General features: G+C 60.8%; 17 protein-coding genes. All 17 read right to left on the bottom strand.

All coding sequences use genetic code 11. The features are described from left to right. Positions 1 to 5: 5 nt before the first annotated feature. Positions 6 to 1,538: an NADH-quinone oxidoreductase subunit M gene (nuoM, locus tag HBO05_RS22785; protein WP_029293337.1), complete on the bottom strand. Its 1,533-nt coding sequence runs from the start codon at positions 1,536 to 1,538 to the stop codon at positions 6 to 8. A 39-nt stretch (positions 1,539 to 1,577) separates the two neighbouring features. After that, on the bottom strand, positions 1,578 to 3,431 hold the full coding sequence (nuoL, locus tag HBO05_RS22780; RefSeq protein WP_029293339.1) for an NADH-quinone oxidoreductase subunit L: 1,854 nt from the start codon (positions 3,429 to 3,431) through the stop codon (positions 1,578 to 1,580). Continuing rightward, on the bottom strand, positions 3,428 to 3,736 hold the full coding sequence (gene nuoK / locus HBO05_RS22775; RefSeq protein ID WP_003219560.1) for an NADH-quinone oxidoreductase subunit NuoK: 309 nt from the start codon (positions 3,734 to 3,736) through the stop codon (positions 3,428 to 3,430). Before nuoK ends, nuoL begins: the two co-directional genes overlap by 4 nt. 2 nt (positions 3,737 to 3,738) lie before the next feature. After that, positions 3,739 to 4,242 carry an NADH-quinone oxidoreductase subunit J gene (gene nuoJ, locus HBO05_RS22770; RefSeq protein WP_017476146.1) on the bottom strand — a complete coding sequence of 168 codons (504 nt, stop codon included), beginning with the start codon at positions 4,240 to 4,242 and terminating at the stop codon, positions 3,739 to 3,741. 9 nt (positions 4,243 to 4,251) lie between these two features. Further along, a complete protein-coding gene (gene nuoI / locus HBO05_RS22765) occupies positions 4,252 to 4,800 on the bottom strand; it encodes an NADH-quinone oxidoreductase subunit NuoI (protein ID WP_003174725.1) in 549 nt (182 codons plus the stop codon). An 11-nt stretch (positions 4,801 to 4,811) separates the two neighbouring features. Beyond that, positions 4,812 to 5,819, bottom strand: a complete 1,008-nt coding sequence (gene nuoH / locus HBO05_RS22760; RefSeq protein ID WP_017737147.1) for an NADH-quinone oxidoreductase subunit NuoH — start codon at positions 5,817 to 5,819, stop codon at positions 4,812 to 4,814. Further along, positions 5,816 to 8,530: an NADH-quinone oxidoreductase subunit NuoG gene (nuoG, locus tag HBO05_RS22755; protein WP_172314121.1), complete on the bottom strand. Its 2,715-nt coding sequence runs from the start codon at positions 8,528 to 8,530 to the stop codon at positions 5,816 to 5,818. Before nuoG ends, nuoH begins: the two co-directional genes overlap by 4 nt. Before the next feature lie 135 nt (positions 8,531 to 8,665). Continuing rightward, positions 8,666 to 10,021 (bottom strand): NADH-quinone oxidoreductase subunit NuoF, encoded by a 1,356-nt coding sequence (gene nuoF, locus HBO05_RS22750; protein WP_169954350.1) that lies wholly within the window; start codon positions 10,019 to 10,021, stop codon positions 8,666 to 8,668. Continuing rightward, the gene (gene nuoE, locus HBO05_RS22745) at positions 10,018 to 10,515 is read right to left on the bottom strand and encodes an NADH-quinone oxidoreductase subunit NuoE (protein WP_029293358.1); all 498 of its coding nucleotides are present in this window, start codon (positions 10,513 to 10,515) and stop codon (positions 10,018 to 10,020) included. The genes nuoF and nuoE overlap by 4 nt, the downstream gene beginning before the upstream one ends. A gap of 2 nt (positions 10,516 to 10,517) precedes the next feature. Next, a complete protein-coding gene (nuoC, locus tag HBO05_RS22740) occupies positions 10,518 to 12,302 on the bottom strand; it encodes an NADH-quinone oxidoreductase subunit C/D (RefSeq protein ID WP_090402815.1) in 1,785 nt (594 codons plus the stop codon). Between the two features lie 71 nt (positions 12,303 to 12,373). Further along, the gene (locus HBO05_RS22735) at positions 12,374 to 13,048 is read right to left on the bottom strand and encodes an NADH-quinone oxidoreductase subunit B (protein ID WP_012724951.1); all 675 of its coding nucleotides are present in this window, start codon (positions 13,046 to 13,048) and stop codon (positions 12,374 to 12,376) included. A 10-nt stretch (positions 13,049 to 13,058) separates the two neighbouring features. Then, entirely contained in the window at positions 13,059 to 13,472 is a 414-nt protein-coding gene (locus HBO05_RS22730; protein WP_003219575.1) for an NADH-quinone oxidoreductase subunit A, read from the bottom strand. Between the two features lie 657 nt (positions 13,473 to 14,129). Beyond that, complete coding sequence (gene aceA, locus HBO05_RS22725; RefSeq protein WP_003219577.1) at positions 14,130 to 15,455, bottom strand: isocitrate lyase; 1,326 nt, start codon at positions 15,453 to 15,455, stop codon at positions 14,130 to 14,132. Positions 15,456 to 15,963: 508 nt separating this feature from the next. Then, entirely contained in the window at positions 15,964 to 16,689 is a 726-nt protein-coding gene (locus tag HBO05_RS22720) for a secretin N-terminal domain-containing protein (protein WP_172314119.1), read from the bottom strand. Positions 16,690 to 16,931: 242 nt separating this feature from the next. Then, positions 16,932 to 17,354: a GNAT family N-acetyltransferase gene (locus HBO05_RS22715; RefSeq protein ID WP_169954348.1), complete on the bottom strand. Its 423-nt coding sequence runs from the start codon at positions 17,352 to 17,354 to the stop codon at positions 16,932 to 16,934. Continuing rightward, complete coding sequence (locus HBO05_RS22710) at positions 17,347 to 18,516, bottom strand: cupin domain-containing protein (protein ID WP_029293370.1); 1,170 nt, start codon at positions 18,514 to 18,516, stop codon at positions 17,347 to 17,349. The genes HBO05_RS22715 and HBO05_RS22710 overlap by 8 nt, the downstream gene beginning before the upstream one ends. Before the next feature lie 84 nt (positions 18,517 to 18,600). Then, positions 18,601 to 19,971, bottom strand: a complete 1,371-nt coding sequence (purB, locus tag HBO05_RS22705) for an adenylosuccinate lyase (RefSeq protein WP_029293372.1) — start codon at positions 19,969 to 19,971, stop codon at positions 18,601 to 18,603. Positions 19,972 to 20,068: the final 97 nt, after the last annotated feature.

Below are 20,068 nucleotides of genomic sequence, written 5' to 3'. Positions count from 1 at the left end.
CGCTCTTACCGGGCCGAAGCGAGTTGAGTGAAGGCGGTGCTCAACCACTGCTGCACGCCATGCATCGTGGCGGCAGAGGTGTCGAGGAACGGTTGCGGATACACGCCGATATACACCAGCAATACCGCAAGGCCGAGCACCATGATCAGTTCGCGAGCATCCATCCCTTTGAGGACGGCGTCCGACTTGGTCGGGCCGAAGTAGGCACGGTGGATCATGATCAGCGAGTACACCGAACCGAACACCAGGCCGGAGGTGGCGATCGCGGTGATCCATGGCGCACTGACGAAGCTGCCCATCAGGATAAGGAACTCGCCGACAAAGTTACCGGTGCCCGGCAAGCCCAGGGAGGCGGCTGCAAAGAACAGGCTGATCGCCGGCAAGTAGGCGATACGCGACCAGATGCCGCCCATTTCACGCATGTCACGGGTGTGCAGGCGCTCGTACAGTTGGCCACTGAGGATAAACAGTGCGGCTGCCGAAACACCGTGAGCCAGCATCTGGATCACCGCGCCTTGCAACGCCAGTTGGCTGCCGGAGTAGATGCCGATCAGTACGAAACCCATGTGGGAAACGGACGAGAAGGCAATCAGGCGCTTGATGTCGGTTTGTGCGAAGGCGAGGAACGCACCGTAGAAGATCCCGATCAGGCCCAGGGTCATGGCAATCGGCGCGAACTCGGCCGAAGCATTCGGGAACAGCGGCAGGGCGAAACGCAGCAGGCCGTAGGCCGCCGTCTTCAACAGGATACCGGCCAGGTCCACGGAACCTGCGGTGGGCGCCTGGGCGTGAGCGTCAGGCAACCAGGAGTGGAACGGCACCACCGGCAGTTTCACCGCGAAGGCGATGAAGAAACCGAGCATGAGGATGTACTCGGTGGTCATCGACATCTTGGTTTTCAACAGGTCGGCGTAGTTGAAGGTAATCACGCCGGTGTTGTTGAAGTTGACCAGGACCAGGCCCAGGATCGCCACCAACATGATCAGGCCGGAAGCCTGGGTGAAGATGAAGAACTTGGTCGCCGCGTAGATCCGGGTTTTCTTGCCGTCCGAAGAACTGTGACCCCAGAGCGCGATGAGGAAGTACATCGGCACCAGCATCATTTCCCAGAAGAAGAAGAACATGAACAGGTCCAGCGCAAGGAACACGCCGACAACGCCGCCCAGGATCCACATCAGGTTCAGGTGGAAGAAGCCCACGTGACGCTCGATTTCTTTCCAGGAGCAGAGTACCGAGAGGATACCCAGCAGGCCGGTCAGCAGGATCATCAACAGCGACAGGCCATCGAGGGCCAGGTGCACGTTGATGCCGAAGCGTTCGATCCAGACGTGCTTGAATTCAAGCGCGAAGGTTGGATCGACACCCGGTGCCGGAGCAAATGAATAGTCGCCATGGGCCCACAGCCAGAGGCCGAGTGCGAGTTCCAGGGACATGGTCAGCAACGCAATCCAGCGGGGCAGGGTAGCGCCGAAGCGCTCGCCCATCCAGCAGAGCAGGCCGCCGATAAAGGGGATCAGGATTAGCCAGGGCAGAATCATGACGGGCTCGTTTCCTTTCGCAAGTTCGCAAAGTTCATATCAGACCGCTACCACTACGATGGCGCCGATCACCAACACGGCACCGGCCGCCATGGAAGCTGCATACCAACGCAATTGGCCGGTCTCGGTGCGGCTCAGGGCGGTGTGACCGGCCTTGGCGGCACGCGGGATCAAACCGATGGTCTGGTCGAGCGGGTCTTTGCGCAGTACATGGCTGATCGCAAGGTAAGGCTTGACGAACAGTTTGTCGTAGATCCAGTCGAAGCCCCAGGCGGCGAACCACCAGGCCGAAAGGAAGCGGCCAATGCCACTGTTGGCCACGGCGGTCACGAAGCGACGCTTGCCGAGGAACAACATGGCCGCCAGCAGGATACCGGCGATGGCGATGGCGCCCGAGGCGATTTCCAGGCTGTGCTTGGCGTCGCCGCCGGCATGCCCGACGCTTTGTGGCAGTACGCCAGCCAGTGGCGGAGTGATCATGGCGCCGACGAAGGTCGACAGGATGATCAGCACCGACAGCGGCAGCCAGTGGGAAATGCCGTGGCCTGCGTGGGCTTCGGTCTTGGCTTCACCATGGAATGTGATGAAGATCAGGCGGAAGGTGTACAGCGAGGTCATGAACGCGCCAACCAGACCGGCGTACAGCAGGCCCTGGTTACCGCTGGCAAAGGCTTCCCAGAGGATTTCGTCTTTGGAGTAGAAACCTGCGGTCACCAGTGGCAGGGCTGCCAGCGCGGCACCACCGACGATGAAGCTGGCGTAGGCCAACGGCAGTTTCTTCCACAGGCCGCCCATCTTAAAGATGTTCTGCTCGTGGTGGCAGGCAACGATCACCGCACCGGAGGCCAGGAACAGCAGGGCCTTGAAGAAGGCGTGGGTCATCAGGTGGAAGATCGCGCCGTCCCAGGCGCCGACGCCCAGGGCCAGGAACATGTAGCCGATCTGGCTCATGGTCGAGTAGGCGAGGATCCGCTTGATGTCGGTCTGCACCAGCGCGGCGAAGCCGGCCAGCACCAGGGTCACGCCGCCCACCAGGCCCACCAGGTGCAGGATTTCCGGCGCCAGGGTGAACAGGCCGTGGGTACGGGCGATCAGGTAGACACCGGCGGTCACCATGGTGGCGGCGTGGATCAGTGCCGACACCGGGGTAGGACCGGCCATGGCGTCTGCCAGCCAGGTTTGCAGTGGCAGTTGCGCCGATTTACCGACAGCGCCGCCCAGCAGCATCAGGGTCGCCAGGGTGATCCAGAAGTCGCCGACCTGGAATTTCTGCGGTGCCAGCACCAGCAGTTCCTGGATATTCAGCGTGCCCACCTGTTGGAACAGGATGAACAGGCCGATGGCCATGAACACGTCGCCGATCCGGGTCACGACAAAGGCCTTGAGGGCCGCGTTCCCGTTGTTGCGGTTGCTGTAGTAGAAACCGATCAGCAGGTACGAGCACAGGCCCACGCCTTCCCAGCCGAAGTACAGGAACAACAGGTTATCGCCCAGCACCAGGAACAGCATGCTGGCGATAAACAGGTTGGTGTAGGCGAAGAAGCGCGAGTAACCGGCCTCACCGCGCATGTACCAGGACGCGAACAGGTGGATCAGGAAACCCACGCCCACCACCACGCCGAGCATGGTGATCGACAGGCCGTCGACGTAGAGGGCGAAGTCAGGCTTGAAGCCCTCGACCGCCATCCACTGCCACAGCACCAGGGTGTAGTGGCCGGCTTCGGGCGGCGCAACGTTGAATTGCCAGATGACGTAGGCGGCGACAATCGCCGACAGGCCAATGGAACCCACGCCGACCAGGGCCGAGAGGTTTTCCGACCAGCGTCCACGGGAGAACGACAGCAGCAGGAAACCGATCAGGGGAAATACGAAAGTCAGAAAGATCATGTTCATCCGCGCATCTCACTGGCAGCGTCGATATCAAGCGTGTGGAAGCGACGATACAGCTGCAACAGGATCGCCAGGCCAATACTGGCCTCGGCGGCTGCCAGGCTGATCACCAGGATGAACATCACTTGCCCATCCGGCTGGCCCCAACGGCTGCCCGCAACGATGAAGGCCAGTGCGGCAGCGTTCATCATGATTTCCAGGCTCATCAACACGAACAGAATGTTGCGGCGAACCATCAGGCCGACCAGGCCAAGGCAGAACAGGATGCCGGCGACCGCCAGACCATGCTCCAAAGGGATAGCAGGCATCGTCATTGCTCCTTGGCTTCGTTGCGGCCCAAGTGGAAGGCGGTGATGGCTGCCGCGAGCAGCAGCATCGAAGCCAGTTCGACCACCAGCAGGTACGGGCCAAACAGGCTGATGCCCACGGCCTTGGCGTCTACGGTGGTGTGGCCGATGGCCTGGCCGCTCTGGTGAGCGAACAGCACATACAGCAGTTCAGCCAGCAGCAGCGCTGCCAGGATCACCGGGCCGAGCCAGATGCCGGGCTTGAGCCAGACGCGCTCCTGGGCGACCGAAGCCGGCCCCAGGTTGAGCATCATCACCACAAACACGAACAGCACCATGATGGCGCCAGCGTAGGCGATCACTTCCAGCACACCGGCGAACGGTGCGCCGAGGCTGAAAAAGGTCATGGCCACGGCGATCAGCGAAATGATCAGGTAGAGCAGGGCGTGCACGGGGTTGGTGTTGGTGATCACGCGAAGCGTGGACACCACTGCAATACCCGATGCGAAATAGAAAGCGAATTCCATCTTTCTTCCTTAAGGCAGCAAGCTCTTCACGTTGATCGGCTCGGCTTCGTTTTGTGCGGCGCCTTTCGGCTTACCGGCAACGGCCATACCTGCAACACGATAGAAGTTGTAATCAGGGTTTTTACCGGGACCAGAGATCAGCAGATCTTCTTTCTCGTACACCAGGTCCTGACGTTTGAACTCGGCCATCTCGAAATCCGGTGTCAGCTGGATCGCGGTGGTCGGGCAAGCTTCCTCGCAGAGGCCGCAGAAAATGCAGCGCGAGAAGTTGATGCGGAAGAAGTCCGGGTACCAGCGACCGTCTTCGGTTTCAGCTTTCTGCAGGGAGATACAGCCCACCGGGCACGCCACGGCGCACAGGTTGCAGGCTACGCAACGCTCTTCGCCATCGGGGTCGCGGGTCAGGACGATACGGCCGCGATAACGCGGCGGCAGGTACACCGCTTCTTCCGGGTATTGCAGGGTGTCGCGTTTGCGAAAGCCATGGCCGAAAACCATCACCAGGCTTCGCAACTGGGTACCGGTACCCTTAACGATGTCGCCAATATATTTGAACATGGGTCAAATCCTCACTGAACCGCGCCCGCTGGCGTGTTCAACAACACAACGGCAGCAGTCACCAGCAAATTGATCAGGGTCAGCGGCAGGCAGAAGCGCCAGCTGAAATCCATCACCTGGTCGTATCGTGGACGCGGAATGGAAGCGCGCAGCAGGATAAACAACATGATGAAGAACGCGGTCTTGAGGAAGAACCAGAAGAACGCCAACTGCGGCAGGATGCCGAACGGACCGTGCCAGCCGCCGAAGAACAGCGTGACCAGCAGGGCCGAGATCAAGATGATGCCGATGTACTCACCGACGAAGAACATGCCCCATTTCATGCCGGCGTATTCGATGTGGTAGCCGTCGGCCAGTTCCTGTTCCGCTTCCGGCTGGTCGAAGGGGTGACGGTGAGTCACGGCCACGCCAGCGATGAAGAAGGTACAGAAGCCGAAGAACTGCGGAATGATGAACCACAGGTTCTGAGCCTGGTACTCGACGATGTCGCGCATGTTGAACGAGCCCACCTGCACCACGATGCCCATCAGCGCCAGGCCCATGAACACTTCGTAGGACACAGTCTGGGCCGAGGCCCGCAAGCTGCCCAGCAGGGCGAACTTGTTGTTACTGGCCCAGCCGGCGAACAGCACCGCGTAGACCGACAAACCGGCCATGGCGAAGAAGAACAGCAAGCCGATGTTCAGATCCGCCACGCCCCAGGTCGGGGTGATCGGGATGATCGCGAAGGCGATCAGCAAGGCGCTCATGGCCACGACCGGTGCCAGGGTGAAGATCACCTTGTCGGCAAACGGCGGGGTCCAGTCTTCCTTGAAGAACATTTTCAGCATGTCGGCGGCGATCTGGAACATACCAAATGGGCCAACGCGGTTCGGACCGTAACGGTCCTGCCACCAGCCCAGCAGGCGACGTTCGACGAAGCTGAGCAGGGCGCCCGCGACGACCACGGCCAACAGGATCACGATGGCCTTGACGACCGAGATGATCACGTCGATCACTTCAGGGGTGAACCAGGTCATTGCGCTGCCTCCTGCAGACCGTCAACGGTTTGGCCAAAGATCGCAGGAGGAATCCCGGCGAGGCCTTTTGGCAGTGCAACCAGGCCAGCACCCAGCTCGTCGTTGATGCGCAGCGGCAGACGCAGGGTCCGGCCGGCTACGTTCAAGCTCAGCAGGGCACCGTCGTTGACGCCCAGGCGATCGGCTTCGGACTTGGCCACGGATACGTAGGCGGCGGGAATGCGCTGTTGCACCGGCGCGGCCTTGGAAGAGGTCTCTTCGCTGCCGAACAGGTGGAAGAACGGCACAACCTGCCAGGTGCCCTGGGCCGGGTTGAACGGACGCGGTACTGCAGCGAACCAGTTCAGCGAATCACCAGTGCTTTCGATCAGGCGGGTGCCCGGGTCGCCAGCGCGGATATGACCACCGACTTCGTCCTGGAACTTGTTCCAGGCCTGCGGCGAGTTCCAGCCCGGCGACCAGGCAAACGGCACCTGCTGACGGGGCTCGACCGAACCCGAGTAACCTTCCATAGAGAAGGCGAACGCGGTGTCGTTGTCTTGCGGGGTACGCGGTTCGTGCACGCTGATATCAGCACGCATGGCGGTACGCCCGGAATAACGCAGCGGTTCACGGGCCAGCTTCATGCCCTTGATACGGAACGCGGCGGACGGTGCGGCGTCGACGATACGCGCCAGTTGCGGTGCGCTCGCGGCGACGGCTGCGGTGACGTGGTCGAGCTGGGTCCAGTCGATCGGCTGGTTCAGCAGGGTTGCGCGCAGGGCGTGCAGCCAGCGCCAGCCTTCGTGAACCAGGATGCTGGCGTCCATGTACTTCGGATCGAACACCTGGAAGAAGCGCTGGGCGCGGCCTTCCTGGCTGACCAGGGTCCCGTCGCCTTCGGCGAAGCTCGCGGCTGGCAGGACCAGATGGGCACGGTCGCTGGTCGCGGTCTTTTGGTGATCGGCGACGATCAGCACTTTGGCAGCACTCAGCGCGGCATCGACCTTGCCCGCATCGGTGCGGGTGTACAGGTCGTTTTCCAGCACCACAATGGCGTCGGCACTGCCGTCGATCACGGTTTGCAGGGCGCTGTCCAGGGACTCGCCACCGAGCATGGCCAGGCCAAGGCTGTTGGCTTCCGGCACGATCAGGCTGATGGAGCCGTTCTTCTCGCGCAGCTTGAGGGCCTTGGCGATGTTGGCGGCGGCTTCGATCAGCGCCTTGGAACCCAACGAGGTACCGGCAATGATCAAAGGACGCTTGGCCGCGAGCAGGGCGTCGGCAATACGCTGGGCCAGGGCCACGGCTTCTGCGTCCAGGCCTTCGACGGCAGGGGCGCTGGCGTCGAGGGCGTGGGCCACGGCGAAACCGATACGGGCCAGGTCGTCAGGTGCTGCGTGCACGCATTCTTCAGCGATATCGTCGAGCTTGGTTTCGGCAAGGCTTGCGATAAACAGCGGGTTCAGCGCGTGCTGGCCGATGTTTTTCACCGCAGCGTCGAGCCAAGGCTGTACGCGCATGGCGTCGGCCATTTCTTCGGCCTTGCCTTTGACCGACTGGCGCAGGGACAGCGCGATACGCGCGGCGGTCTGGGTCAGGTCTTCACCGAGCACGAAGATTGCGTCGTGGTCTTCGATGTCGCGCATGTTCGGTACTGGCAGCGGGCTGTCATTGAGCACCTGCAGGACCAGGCGGATACGCTCCAGCTCGCCGGCTTCGATACCGCTGTAGAAGTGCTCGGCACCCACCAGTTCACGCAGCGCGTAGTTGCTTTCGAGGCTGGCGCGTGGCGAACCGATACCGACGATGTTGCGCCCGCGCAGCAGGTCGGCGGCTTTGTCCAGCGCCTCGTCCAGGCTTAGCTTGGCGCCATCGGCCAGCAATGGCTGGCGAGGACGGTCTTCGCGGTTGACGTAGCCATAGCCGAAGCGGCCACGGTCGCACAGGAAGTACTGGTTGACCGAACCGTTGAAGCGGTTTTCGATGCGACGCAGTTCGCCGTAGCGCTCGCCCGGGGAGATGTTGCAACCGCTGGAGCAGCCATGGCAGATGCTCGGCGAGAACTGCATGTCCCACTTACGGTTGTAGCGCTCGGAGTGAGTCTTGTCGGTGAACACACCGGTCGGGCAGACCTCGGTGAGGTTGCCGGAGAACTCGCTTTCCAGGACGCCATCTTCAACGCGCCCGAAGTACACGTTGTCGTGGGCGCCGAATACGCCCAGGTCGGTGCCGCCGGCGTAGTCTTTATAGAAGCGTACGCAGCGGTAGCAGGCGATGCAGCGGTTCATTTCGTGGGAAATGAACGGGCCGAGGTCCTGGTTCTGGTGGGTACGCTTGGTGAAGCGATAACGGCGCTCGTTGTGGCCGGTCATCACCGTCATGTCTTGCAGGTGGCAGTGACCGCCTTCCTCACAGACCGGGCAGTCGTGGGGGTGGTTGGTCATCAGCCATTCGACAACGCTGGCGCGAAACGCCTTGGACTCATCATCGTCGATGGAAATCCAGGTGTTGTCGGTGGCCGGCGTCATGCAGGACATGACGATACGACCACGGGTGTCGTTTTCGTCGGTGTACTGCTTGACCGCACACTGGCGACAGGCACCGACGCTACCAAGCGCGGGGTGCCAGCAGAAATAAGGGATGTCGAGGCCTAGTGACAGACACGCCTGTAACAGGTTGTCCGCCCCATCGACTTCGAGCGCTTTGCCGTCTACGTGGATAGTGGCCATGGTTCAAAGTTCTTCGTTGGCCCGTTGTCAGCGGGCGTGGCTAATGGAATCTTGTTATTCATGTGCATCAACACAGCCTTCACGGCGTCAGCACATGACAAGGCGAAGGGCACGGACCCTTCGCCTATTGAAGCGTTACGCGCCGACTACGATCGGCTTTGCCAGAGGCGGGACGGCGGCGCTTTTGGGCGCGATGCCGGCTTCGAACTCCGAGCGGAAGTACTTGATTGCACTGCCCAGTGGCTCCACGGCGCCCGGTGCGTGAGCACAGAAGGTCTTGCCAGGGCCGAGGAAACCGACCAGGCCCAGCAGGGTTTCGATATCCCCCGGCTGGCCTTCGCCTTTCTCGATCGCCATCAGGAGCTTGACGCTCCATGGCAAGCCATCGCGGCAAGGGGTGCAGAAACCACAGGATTCGCGAGCGAAGAACTGCTCCATGTTGCGCAGCAGCGAGACCATGTTCACGGTGTTGTCCACCGCCATCGCCAGGCCGGTACCCATCCGGGTGCCCACCTTGCCGATGCCGCCGGCATACATCTGTGCGTCGAGGTGCTCGGGCAACAGGAAACCGGTGCCGGCACCGCCTGGCTGCCAGGCCTTGAGGGTGTAGCCGTCGCGCATGCCGCCGGCGTAGTCCTCGAACAGCTCGCGGGCGGTCACGCCGAATGGCAGTTCCCACAGGCCAGGGTTCTTGACCTTACCGGAGAAGCCCATGAGCTTGGTGCCCATGTCTTCGCTGCCTTCGCGGGCCAGGGATTTGTACCAGTCCACGCCGTCGGCGATGATCGCCGGCACGTTGCACAGGGTCTCGACGTTGTTCACGCACGTAGGCTTGCCCCACACGCCAACGGCGGCGGGGAAGGGCGGCTTGGAGCGCGGGTTGGCGCGGCGGCCTTCGAGGGAGTTGATCAGTGCGGTTTCTTCACCGCAGATGTAACGCCCGGCGCCGGTGTGCACGAACAACTCGAAGTCAAAACCCGAACCGAGGATGTTCTTGCCCAACAGGCCTGCGGCCTTGGCTTCGGCCACGGCACGGTTCAGGTGTTTGGCGGCGGTGGTGTATTCGCCCCGCAGGAAGATGTAGCCCCGGTAGGTTTTCAGCGCACGGGCGCTGATCAGCATGCCTTCGATCAGCAGATGGGGCAGTTGCTCCATCAGCATGCGGTCTTTCCAGGTGTTGGGCTCCATTTCATCGGCGTTACACAACAGGTAACGGATGTTGATGGATTCATCTTTTGGCATCAGTCCCCACTTCACACCCGTGGGGAAGCCTGCGCCGCCGCGACCTTTGAGACCAGCGTCCTTCACGGTCTGGACGATATCGTCCTGAGCCATGTCGGCAAAGGCTTTGCGCGCAGCGGCGTAACCGTTCTTGGCCTGGTACTCGTCAAGCCATACAGGCTCGCCGTCGTCACGCAGGCGCCAGGTCAGCGGGTGGGTTTCGGCCGAACGCTTGATCAGGTTGGCCGGGCCAAAGGAAGTCAGGGTCATGGGTAGCCCTCGAGCAATTGGGTGACGCCAGAGGCCTGCACGTCGCCGAATGTGTCGTCGTCGATCATCAACGCCGGCGCTTTGTCGCAGTTGCCCAGGCAGCATACCGGCAGCAGCGTGAAGCGCCCGTCTGCAGTGGTCTGGCCCAGGCCGATGCCCAGCTTGCTCTGGATCGCGTCGACCACTGACTCGTGGCCACCGATGTAGCAGACCATGCTGTCGCACACGCGAATGATGTGGCGGCCGACCGGCTGGCGGAAGATCTGGCTGTAGAACGTCGCCACGCCTTCCACATCGCTGGCCGGGATGCCGAGGATCTCGCCGATGGCGTAGAGGGCGCCGTCGGGCACCCAGCCACGTTCCTTCTGGACGATCTTCAAGGCTTCGATCGACGCCGCGCGCGGGTCTTCGTAGTGATGCAGCTCGTGCTCGATGGCCGAGCGCTCGGTTTCACTCAAGGTGAAACGGTCTGTCTGGATAAGCGTGCTGTTCATGCTTAGCGGTCCACGTCGGCCATAACGAAATCGATACTACCCAGGTACGCAATCAAGTCCGCGACCATCTCGCCTTTGATCACCGAAGGGATCTGCTGCAAGTGGGCGAAGCTTGGGGTACGAATCCGGGTGCGGTAGCTCATGGTGCCGCCATCGCTCGTCAGGTAATAACTGTTGATACCCTTGGTCGCCTCGATCATCTGGAAGGACTCGTTGGCCGGCATCACCGGGCCCCACGAGACTTGCAGGAAGTGCGTGATCAGGGTTTCGATGTGCTGCAGGGTGCGCTCTTTTGGCGGCGGCGTGGTCAGCGGGTGATCCGCTTTGTACGGGCCTGCCGGCATGTTGCGCATGCACTGCTCAATGATCTTCAGGCTCTGGCGCATTTCTTCGACGCGCACGATGCAACGGTCGTAGGCATCGCCATTGGCTGCCAGCGGAACTTCGAACTCGAAGTTCTCATAGCCGGAGTACGGGCGCGCCTTGCGCAGGTCGAAATCGCAGCCAGTCGAGCGCAGACCAGCACCGGTGACGCCCCATTCCAGGGCCTCTTTGGTGTTGTAGGCAGCGACGCCGATGGTCCGGCCCTTGAGGATGCTGTTGTCCAGCGCAGCCTTTTGGTACTCGTCCAGACGCTTGGGCATCCAGTCGATGAATTCCTTGACCAGGCGCTCCCAGCCGTTCGGCAGGTCGTGGGCCACACCGCCGATGCGGTACCAGGCCGGGTGCAGGCGAAAGCCCGTGATGGCTTCGATGACCTTGTACGCACGCTGACGGTCGGTGAAGGTGAAGAACACCGGGGTCATGGCGCCGACGTCCTGGATATAGGTACCCAGGAACAGCAGGTGGCTGGTGATCCGGAAGAACTCGGCCATCATGATGCGGATGGTGTCGACGCGGTCTGGCACCTTGATGCCCGCCAGCTTCTCGACCGAGAGCACGTACGGCAGGTTGTTCATCACGCCGCCGAGGTAGTCGATACGGTCGGTGTACGGGATGAAGCTGTGCCAGGACTGGCGCTCGGCCATCTTCTCGGCACCACGGTGGTGGTAGCCGATGTCCGGCACGCAGTCGACGATTTCTTCGCCGTCCAGTTGCAGGATGATACGGAAGGCACCGTGGGCCGAAGGGTGGTTCGGACCCAGGTTGAGGAACATGTAGTCCTCGTTGGTGCCGGAGCGTTTCATGCCCCAGTCTTCCGGACGGAAGCGCGCCGCTTCTTCTTCAAGCTGCTGCTTGGCCAGGTTGAGGCTGAACGGATCGAATTCGGTGGCGCGGGCAGGGAAGTCCTTGCGCAGCGGGTGACCTTCCCAGGTCGGCGGCATCATGATGCGCGTCAGGTGCGGGTGGCCCGGGAAGTCGATCCCGAACATGTCCCAGACTTCACGCTCGTACCAGCTGGCGTTCGGCCAGATACCGGTCACGGTCGGGATGCTCAGGTCGCTTTCCGAGAGGGCGACCTTGATCATCACGTCGCTGTTACGTTCCAGCGACATCAGGTGATAGAACACGGTGAAGTCGGCGCCGCTCGGCAGCCCCTGGCGCTTGGTGCGCAGACGCTCGTCCACGCCATGCAGGTCATAGAGCATGACGTACGGCTTGGGCAGGTTGCGCAGGAAGGTCAGGACTTCGACGAGCTTGGCGCGCGCCACCCACAGCACCGGCATACCGGTGCGTGTGGCCTGGGCGGTGAAGGCGTCAGGGCCAAAACGGTTATTGAGTTCGACGACCACATCCTGGTCGTCTGCCTTATAAGGCGGGATATACAGAGCACTGCCTGTAGTCATGGTTTTTTATCGCTTTCGGTCAACGTAAAGAATGAGGCCAGGTTTTCGTTCTATAAAAGAAGCGGGCTGGATCAGACTTCGTCGGGGCTGCGCAGGTTGGTGACTGCGATTCGCTGTTCGCGGCGCTGTTCCTTTTGCGAAGGCATCTCGGCGCGGTACACGCCTTGATCGCCGACGACCCAGGACAGTGGGCGACGCTCCTTGCCAATCGATTCCTGCAACAGCATCAGGCCTTGCAGGAAAGCTTCAGGGCGGGGCGGGCAGCCAGGCACGTAAACGTCCACAGGCAGGAACTTGTCCACCCCCTGAACTACGGAATAGATGTCGTACATGCCACCGGAGTTGGCGCACGAACCCATGGAGATAACCCACTTCGGCTCGAGCATTTGCTCGTAGAGACGCTGGATGATCGGCGCCATCTTGATAAAGCAGGTGCCGGCGATAACCATGAAATCCGCCTGGCGCGGTGATGCCCGGATAACTTCGGCGCCAAAGCGCGCGATGTCGTGGGGCGCCGTGAAGGCAGTGGTCATTTCCACGTAGCAGCACGAAAGGCCGAAGTTGTACGGCCACAGGGAATTCTTGCGCCCCCAGTTGACCGCGCCACTCAGCACGTCTTCCAGCTTGCCCATGTAGATGTTTTTGTGGACTTGGTCTTCTAACGGATCGGAGACGGTTTCCCGTTCGCCGATGGGGTACTGATCGTTAGGAGCATCCGGGTCGATCCTGGTGAGATTGTATTGCATCGCCAAAGCCTCATTGTTTCAGCTTCGCTTGCCGCTTGCGACGAGCTTCCGGAGCCCAGTCAAGGGCGCCCACTCGAAATAGGTAGACAAGGCCTGCCAACAGAATTGCTATGAAAACGAGGGCTTCGACGAATCCGGTCCAGCCGCTTTCGCGGACGGACACAGACCAGGCAAAGAGAAAGAGGGCTTCGATATCGAAGATCACGAACAACATCGCGACCAGATAGAATTTGGCTGAGAGCCGCAAGCGGGCGCCACCTGTAGGTAGCATGCCGGACTCGAACGGTTCGTTTTTGCTGCGGCCCCAGGCTTTTGACCCGAGAAGGCTGGAGACACCGAGCATGAAGGCGCAGAGGCCGACAACACCGAGGAGGAAAATGGCAAAGCCCCAGTTGTGGGCCATGAGTCCTGTCGCTTCGGTCATGCTGGAAATCCTTAACAGAGAGCAAAGGTCTCTGAGCTCGAAAAAGTAACGACGCAGTGACGATATGTCGCAGCGCAATCAATCGCGGTGATTTTATGGCTAAACACCTAGCAAGTAAAATTCCTGTAGCTAAATTATTCGCTGAAATAAGGACATAGTGCACCTTTATGGGGCTGTAGCCCAGACGCTGCGGGCATTAGCTTGATTTTAATCAATTGTGTTTTGTTTAGGGTGTAACGAAGTTTTATTGCTCTAAATGATAATGAATATTGTTTGCAAGAGTTTTAAGCGGATAATGAGCGGGGCGCAGGGAAAGTTGTTGTTACTTGCCCGTTTGGCGCAAGTTGCCAGCGCGCAACTTTTAACTGATTTTTTCTGGGCGAATACCGCTCTGGATCAAGGTTTTGCGCAAAAAACACCAGGCTGAGCGCATTTTCATTGTGGGAGCGGGCTTGCTCGCGATAGCGGTGTGTCAGCCAGCACTTTCTTGACTGACATATCGCTATCGCGAGCAAGCCCGCTCCCACATTTTGATCTTCACTGGGTCCGGAGCGATTTTTCAGGCAAAAAAACGCCCCGAACCAGTCGGGGCGTCAGATCGTGCGGCACTGCGGTTAGCTTTCTATCGGGCCCGCAATGGCCGTGTACTCAGGTTACTCAGTGGAACTGTTCTTCTTCGGTCGAACCGGTCAGCGCGGTCACGGACGAGGTGCCGCCCTGGATCACGGTGGTCATGTCGTCGAAGTAGCCAGTGCCCACTTCCTGCTGGTGCGCCACGAAGGTGTAGCCTTTGGCGGCGTCAGCGAACTCCTGCTCCTGCAGCTTCACGTAGGCAGTCATGTCGTTGCGGGCGTAGTCGTGCGCCAGGTTGAACATGCTGTGCCACATGTTGTGAATGCCGGCCAGGGTGATGAACTGGTGCTTGTAGCCCATGGCGGACAGTTCGCGCTGGAACTTGGCGATGGTCGCGTCGTCCAGGTTCTTCTTCCAGTTGAAGGAAGGCGAGCAGTTGTAGGACAGCAGTTGGTCCGGGTATTCCTTCTTGATCGCCTCGGCGAAGCGACGGGCTTCGTCCAGGTCTGGCTTGGCGGTTTCGCACCAGATCAGGTCGGCGTACGGCGCGTAGGCCAGGCCACGGGCAATGGCTTGATCCAGGCCTGCACGCACCTTGTAGAAACCTTCCTGGGTGCGCTCGCCAGTCACGAACGGCTGGTCGTACGGGTCGCAGTCCGAAGTCAGCAGGTCAGCGGCGTTGGCGTCGGTACGGGCCAGGATGATGGTCGGCGTGCCGGCTACGTCAGCTGCCAGGCGGGCAGCGGTCAGCTTCTGTACGGCTTCCTGGGTTGGAACCAGGACCTTGCCGCCCATGTGGCCGCATTTTTTCACGGAAGCCAGTTGGTCTTCGAAGTGCACGCCGGCGGCGCCTGCCTCGATCATGCTTTTCATCAGCTCGTAGGCGTTCAGTACGCCACCGAAACCGGCTTCGGCGTCCGCCACGATTGGCGCGAAGTAGTCGATGTAGCCTTCGTCGCCCGGACCTTTACCGGCTTTCCACTGGATCTGGTCGGCGCGGCGGAACGAGTTGTTGATGCGCTTGACCACGGTTGGCACGGAGTCCACCGGGTACAGCGATTGGTCAGGGTACATGGACTCGGCGGAGTTGTTGTCCGCAGCCACTTGCCAGCCGGACAGGTAGATCGCCTGGATGCCGGCCTTGACTTGTTGCACAGCCTGGCCGCCGGTCAGGGCACCCATGCAGTTGACGAAATCTTTCTCGGGGCGGAAGGACGGCTTGGCGCCCTGGGTAACCAGCTTCCACAGCTTCTCGGCGCCCAGTTTTGCAAAGGTGTGCTCAGGTTGAACCGAGCCGCGCAGGCGGACGACGTCAGCAGCGGAGTAAGCGCGAGTCACGCCTTTCCAGCGTGGGTTTTCAGCCCAGTCTTTTTCAAGGGCTGCAATTTGCTGTTCGCGTGTCAGTGCCATGGGGAAAAACCTCGTCGCGTCTTTTGTGGAAAAACTACTGGGTTGAAAATTCCGTTTGCCAGCCACGTATTCAGTGCGTGGTTATGGCTGCTCGCTGACCAGAAGCTTAGGCGGTCAAGTTGGGCTTGGCGGGGAAGGCGACGGGATGAACGATAGGCTCAAGGGAGAAAGTGAGCAGGTAGAGGCGAACCGAGAACAGTCTTCGGGCGTCGTGGGCCTTGGTACGATCCATCAGTGTGTTGCCGGGTTACCTGGTTAGCTTCCGTCCCTCGGGACAACTTCGTTCCAGTCGCAACCTCGTCAAACACGCCTTGTGGGCGGTACAGACACGAATCGGCTCAGGTGGGTAACTTGGAGCGACGATCCGAAGGCCCTTGCCAGGGCCCCTGATTAGCGGGAGCGAGGCCATCATGCCCATGCTTTTTTGGATCGTCAAATGTTTTGTAGTGCTTTTTTTATGGCACTACATCTTTGGTCTAATACGACTAATCAGTCAGTTTTTGGTGCTTCAGTTCAAGGTCTCGACTTTGACCCGCACTGTCAGGTCATCCCGGCCCTGGGTCGAGTAGGTGCGGGTTGTGCCCTGTTTGTCGGCCTGGGTCTGGCGATTGATGCCGGCCAGGGTGATCCACTCGCCCAGGCGCCCGCTGACGGTTGTGTCGGTACTTTGCACGTTCACTACATCGGGACGTTCCTGGCTCATGCGGTCACGATTGGTGCTGATGCTCAGGTGCACGGTCTCGCCGGTGACGCTGGCGGTCACGTAGAAGCCCTGGGTGACGTTGCGGTACTGGGTCTGGTTTTGCGGGCGGCCGTAGGCGTCGGGCTGGGTGGTGGTCAGGGGGACGCTCTGGCCGACCTGGATCAGCGCGGGCACACCTTCGCTGGCCTGGATCTGCTGGATCCCGCCCTCTCGGCTTTCGGTGCTGTAGGTAATGACCTGGCGGTTGGCCTGCTGATTGTTCTCATTAATGTCGACGGTGATCAGCAGGCGCTTGGACGGGGTGTCCAGCTGTGTGAGCAGGGCGCGCAGGCCCTGGATCTTGTCGGGTTCGGCATTCACGATCAGTTGATTGCCGTAGGCGCTGACCGTGCCGTCCTTGCCAATGAAATTCTGCGCCACGGGTAACAGGTCGGCGCTGGTGCGGTTGTTCAGGGGTACGACTTCAGTGGCTGCCATTGCTGAAAAGCTGGCGGCCATGAGCAGGCTGGCGACTAGGGTGCGTAGGGACATGTCCGTTATCTCTGCAAGTCATTTGGGCTTGATGGTGCCAGTTTATCGGCCCGGAGGGGCGCGAGTTGAATCGTAGACGGCAAAAGGCCCTGGCATCGGGGATGGCAGGGCCTTTTTTTGGGGGGGCTGCTAATGACGCCTTCGCGAGCAAGCCCGCTCCCACTTTTGACCACATTTCAGAGGTCGAGCTCGATCAAGTGTGGGAGCGGGCTTGCTCGCGAAGGGCGCGACTGGGTCTAAAGTCAGCCTTCGCGCTCCATATCAACATGGGGAATCCCGACTTCCAGGAATTCCCCGCTGACGATCTTGAACCCCAGCCGCTCATAGAACGGCGCGGCATACACCTGTGCGCTGAGGAACTGCCGGGTCTGGCCGCGTTTTTCGGCCTGGCCGATCACTGCTTCCATCAGCTTGTCGCCGACTTTCAGCCCGCGCCAGTCCTTGAGGACCGACACGCGACCGATCTCGCCGCTGGGTAGCAGGCGCGCAGTGCCAATCGGAAAGTCGCCTTCGAATGCGAGGAAATGCATGGCCCCGGCGTCGTCTGCGTCCCATTCCAGCTCAGGTGGAACCGATTGCTCAGCGATAAATACCGCTTCACGAATGCGCCGGATCTCGGCGATATCCTTTTGCCAGTCTGCGACACTTACGTGAATTTTATTCATCGGCAAACCCCAGGCTTCCTTGCTTGACCAGTTCGCACAGCAGGTCGCGGCCATCTTCATCGGCCAGCCACGGACCCAGGTTGTCGACGTGCAGGGCGTCGGCCGCGCAGATCAGCTTCAGCAGCTCGCGCAGTTTGCCCGGCAGGTAACGGCTCTGGCCACTGGCGAACAGCAGTACATCGTCGTCCACTTCCGACCAGGCCAGACGTGCGCTCGGATTGCGGATCAGGACTGCACCGTCTTCCAGGCTGCTGATGACTTCATCCTGCGCCAGCTCTTCAGGGCCGGCGACCAGTTCCGGGTAGCGTGGCTCGGTCATGAATTGGCCGAACCAGGTCAGCAGCATGCGTTCGTCGCTCATGTGCTCGGCCAGCAGGCTTTTCAGGCGGTCGAGGGCGTCGCTCTGGATTTGGTGCGGGTCGCTGACAGGCTGGGCGTCGGCGTCGGTGTAGCGCTCCTCATCTGTCAGGTACTGGCTGAGGAAGTCGGTGAAATGGGTCAGCACTTCAGCGGCGCTCGGTGCGCGGAAGCCTACCGAGTAGGTCATGCAGTCATCTTCAGCGATGCCAAAGTGCGCCAGGCGCGGCGGCAGGTAGAGCATGTCGCCCGGCTCCAGCACCCATTCGGCGCTCTCTTCGAATTCGGCGAGGATGCGCAGGTCGGCGTGTTGCAGCAGCGGGCTTTCCGAGCTGCACATCTGGCCGATCTTCCAGTTGCGCTTGCCCTGGGCTTGCAGCAGGAACACATCGTAGTTATCGAAGTGTGGGCCTACGCTGCCACCGGGGGCGGCAAAGCTGATCATCACGTCGTCGATGCGCCAGCTTGGCAGGAAGCGGAACTGCTCCAGCAACTCGGCCACTTCTGGTACGAACTGGTCGACCGCCTGCACCAGCAGGGTCCACTCGCGCTCTGGCAGGGTGCTGAAGGCGTCTTCGGCAAACGGGCCGCGGCGCAGTTCCCATGGGCGCTCGCCGTGCTCGATCACCAGGCGTGACTCGACTTCTTCTTCCAGCGCCAGGCCGGCCAGTTCGTCGGCGTCGATCGGGCTTTCGAAATCAGGGATGGCCTGGCGGATCAGCAGCGGTTTTTTCTGCCAGTAGTCGCGCAGGAATTCCCGTGCCGTGATGCCGCCCAGAAGTTGAAGAGGAATATCAGGATTCATGTGTAACCTATTGAAAAAAAGCACTTTTCAGACGGGAATAAAAACGCCCGGCGCTGCCGGGCGTCTCAAGGGATCAAGCCGCAATCAGATGCGTTTGGCTTGGTCTACAGCGTTGCCGATGTAGTTGGCCGGGGTCAGCAGTTTCAGCTCGGCCTTGGCCGCGGCTGGCATGTCCAGGCCGTCGATGAAAGTTTGCAGCGCCTCGGGGCTGATGCCCTTGCCGCGTGTCAACTCTTTCAGCTTTTCGTAGGGGTTTTCGATGTTGTAGCGGCGCATTACGGTCTGGATCGGCTCGGCCAGGACTTCCCAGCAAGCGTCCAGGTCAGCGGCGATTTTCTGCGCGTTGAGTTCCAGTTTGCTGATGCCTTTGAGGCTGGCTTCGTAGGCGATCACGCTATGGGCAAAGCCCACGCCGAGGTTGCGCAGTACGGTGGAGTCGGTCAGGTCGCGCTGCCAGCGGGAGATCGGCAACTTGCTGGCCAGGTGCTGGAACAAGGCGTTGGCGATGCCCAGGTTGCCTTCGGAGTTTTCGAAGTCGATCGGGTTGACCTTGTGCGGCATGGTCGAGGAGCCGATTTCGCCAGCGATGGTGCGCTGCTTGAAGTAGCCCAGGGAGATGTAGCCCCAGATATCGCGATCGAAGTCGATCAGGATGGTGTTGAAGCGCGCAATGGCGTCGAACAGCTCGGCGATGTAGTCGTGGGGTTCGATCTGCGTGGTGTACGGGTTGAAGCCCAGGCCCAGCTCGTCTTCGATGAAGGCGCGGGCGTTGGCTTCCCAGTCGATCTCAGGGTAGGCCGACAGGTGCGCGTTGTAGTTGCCCACGGCGCCGTTGATCTTGCCCAGCAGTGGCACGGCAGCCACTTGCGCGATCTGGCGTTCCAGGCGGTACACCACGTTGGCCAGTTCTTTGCCCAGGGTGGTCGGCGAGGCCGGCTGGCCGTGGGTGCGCGACAGCATCGGCACGTCGGCGAAGCGGATAGCCAGTTCGCGGATGGCGTTGGCGGTCTGGCGCATCAGTGGCAGCATCACGTCATCACGGCCTTCGCGCAGCATCAGGGCGTGGGACAGGTTGTTGATGTCCTCGCTGGTGCAGGCAAAGTGGATGAACTCGCTGACCTGGGCCAGTTCCGGCAACTTGGCCGCTTGCTCTTTGAGCAGGTACTCGATGGCTTTGACGTCGTGGTTGGTGGTGCGCTCGATCTCTTTCACACGCTCGGCGTGCTCCAGGGAGAAGTTTTCCGCCAGGGTGTTCAGTACAGCGTTAGCCTCGGCGGAGAACGCCGGCACTTCGCTGATGGCAGGGTGAGCGGCCAGGCGCTGGAGCCAGCGCACTTCAACCAGTACGCGAGCACGGATCAGGCCGTATTCGCTGAAAATAGGGCGCAGGGCCTGGGTCTTGCCGGCGTAGCGGCCGTCAACAGGGGAAACCGCAGTGAGCGAAGAGAGCTGCATGGGGTGTTCTCGGACAGTCGGGCAACGAAATGGGGCGCGTATCATACATGAAAAAATCCGCCGGTCCGTTGCCAACTGACCGACGTATTACGCGTAG

This window comes from Pseudomonas sp. WS 5079, assembly GCF_012985465.1.
In the GTDB taxonomy this organism is placed as follows: Bacteria; Pseudomonadota; Gammaproteobacteria; order Pseudomonadales; family Pseudomonadaceae; genus Aquipseudomonas.
This window is presented reverse-complemented; position numbering and strand designations above follow the sequence as displayed.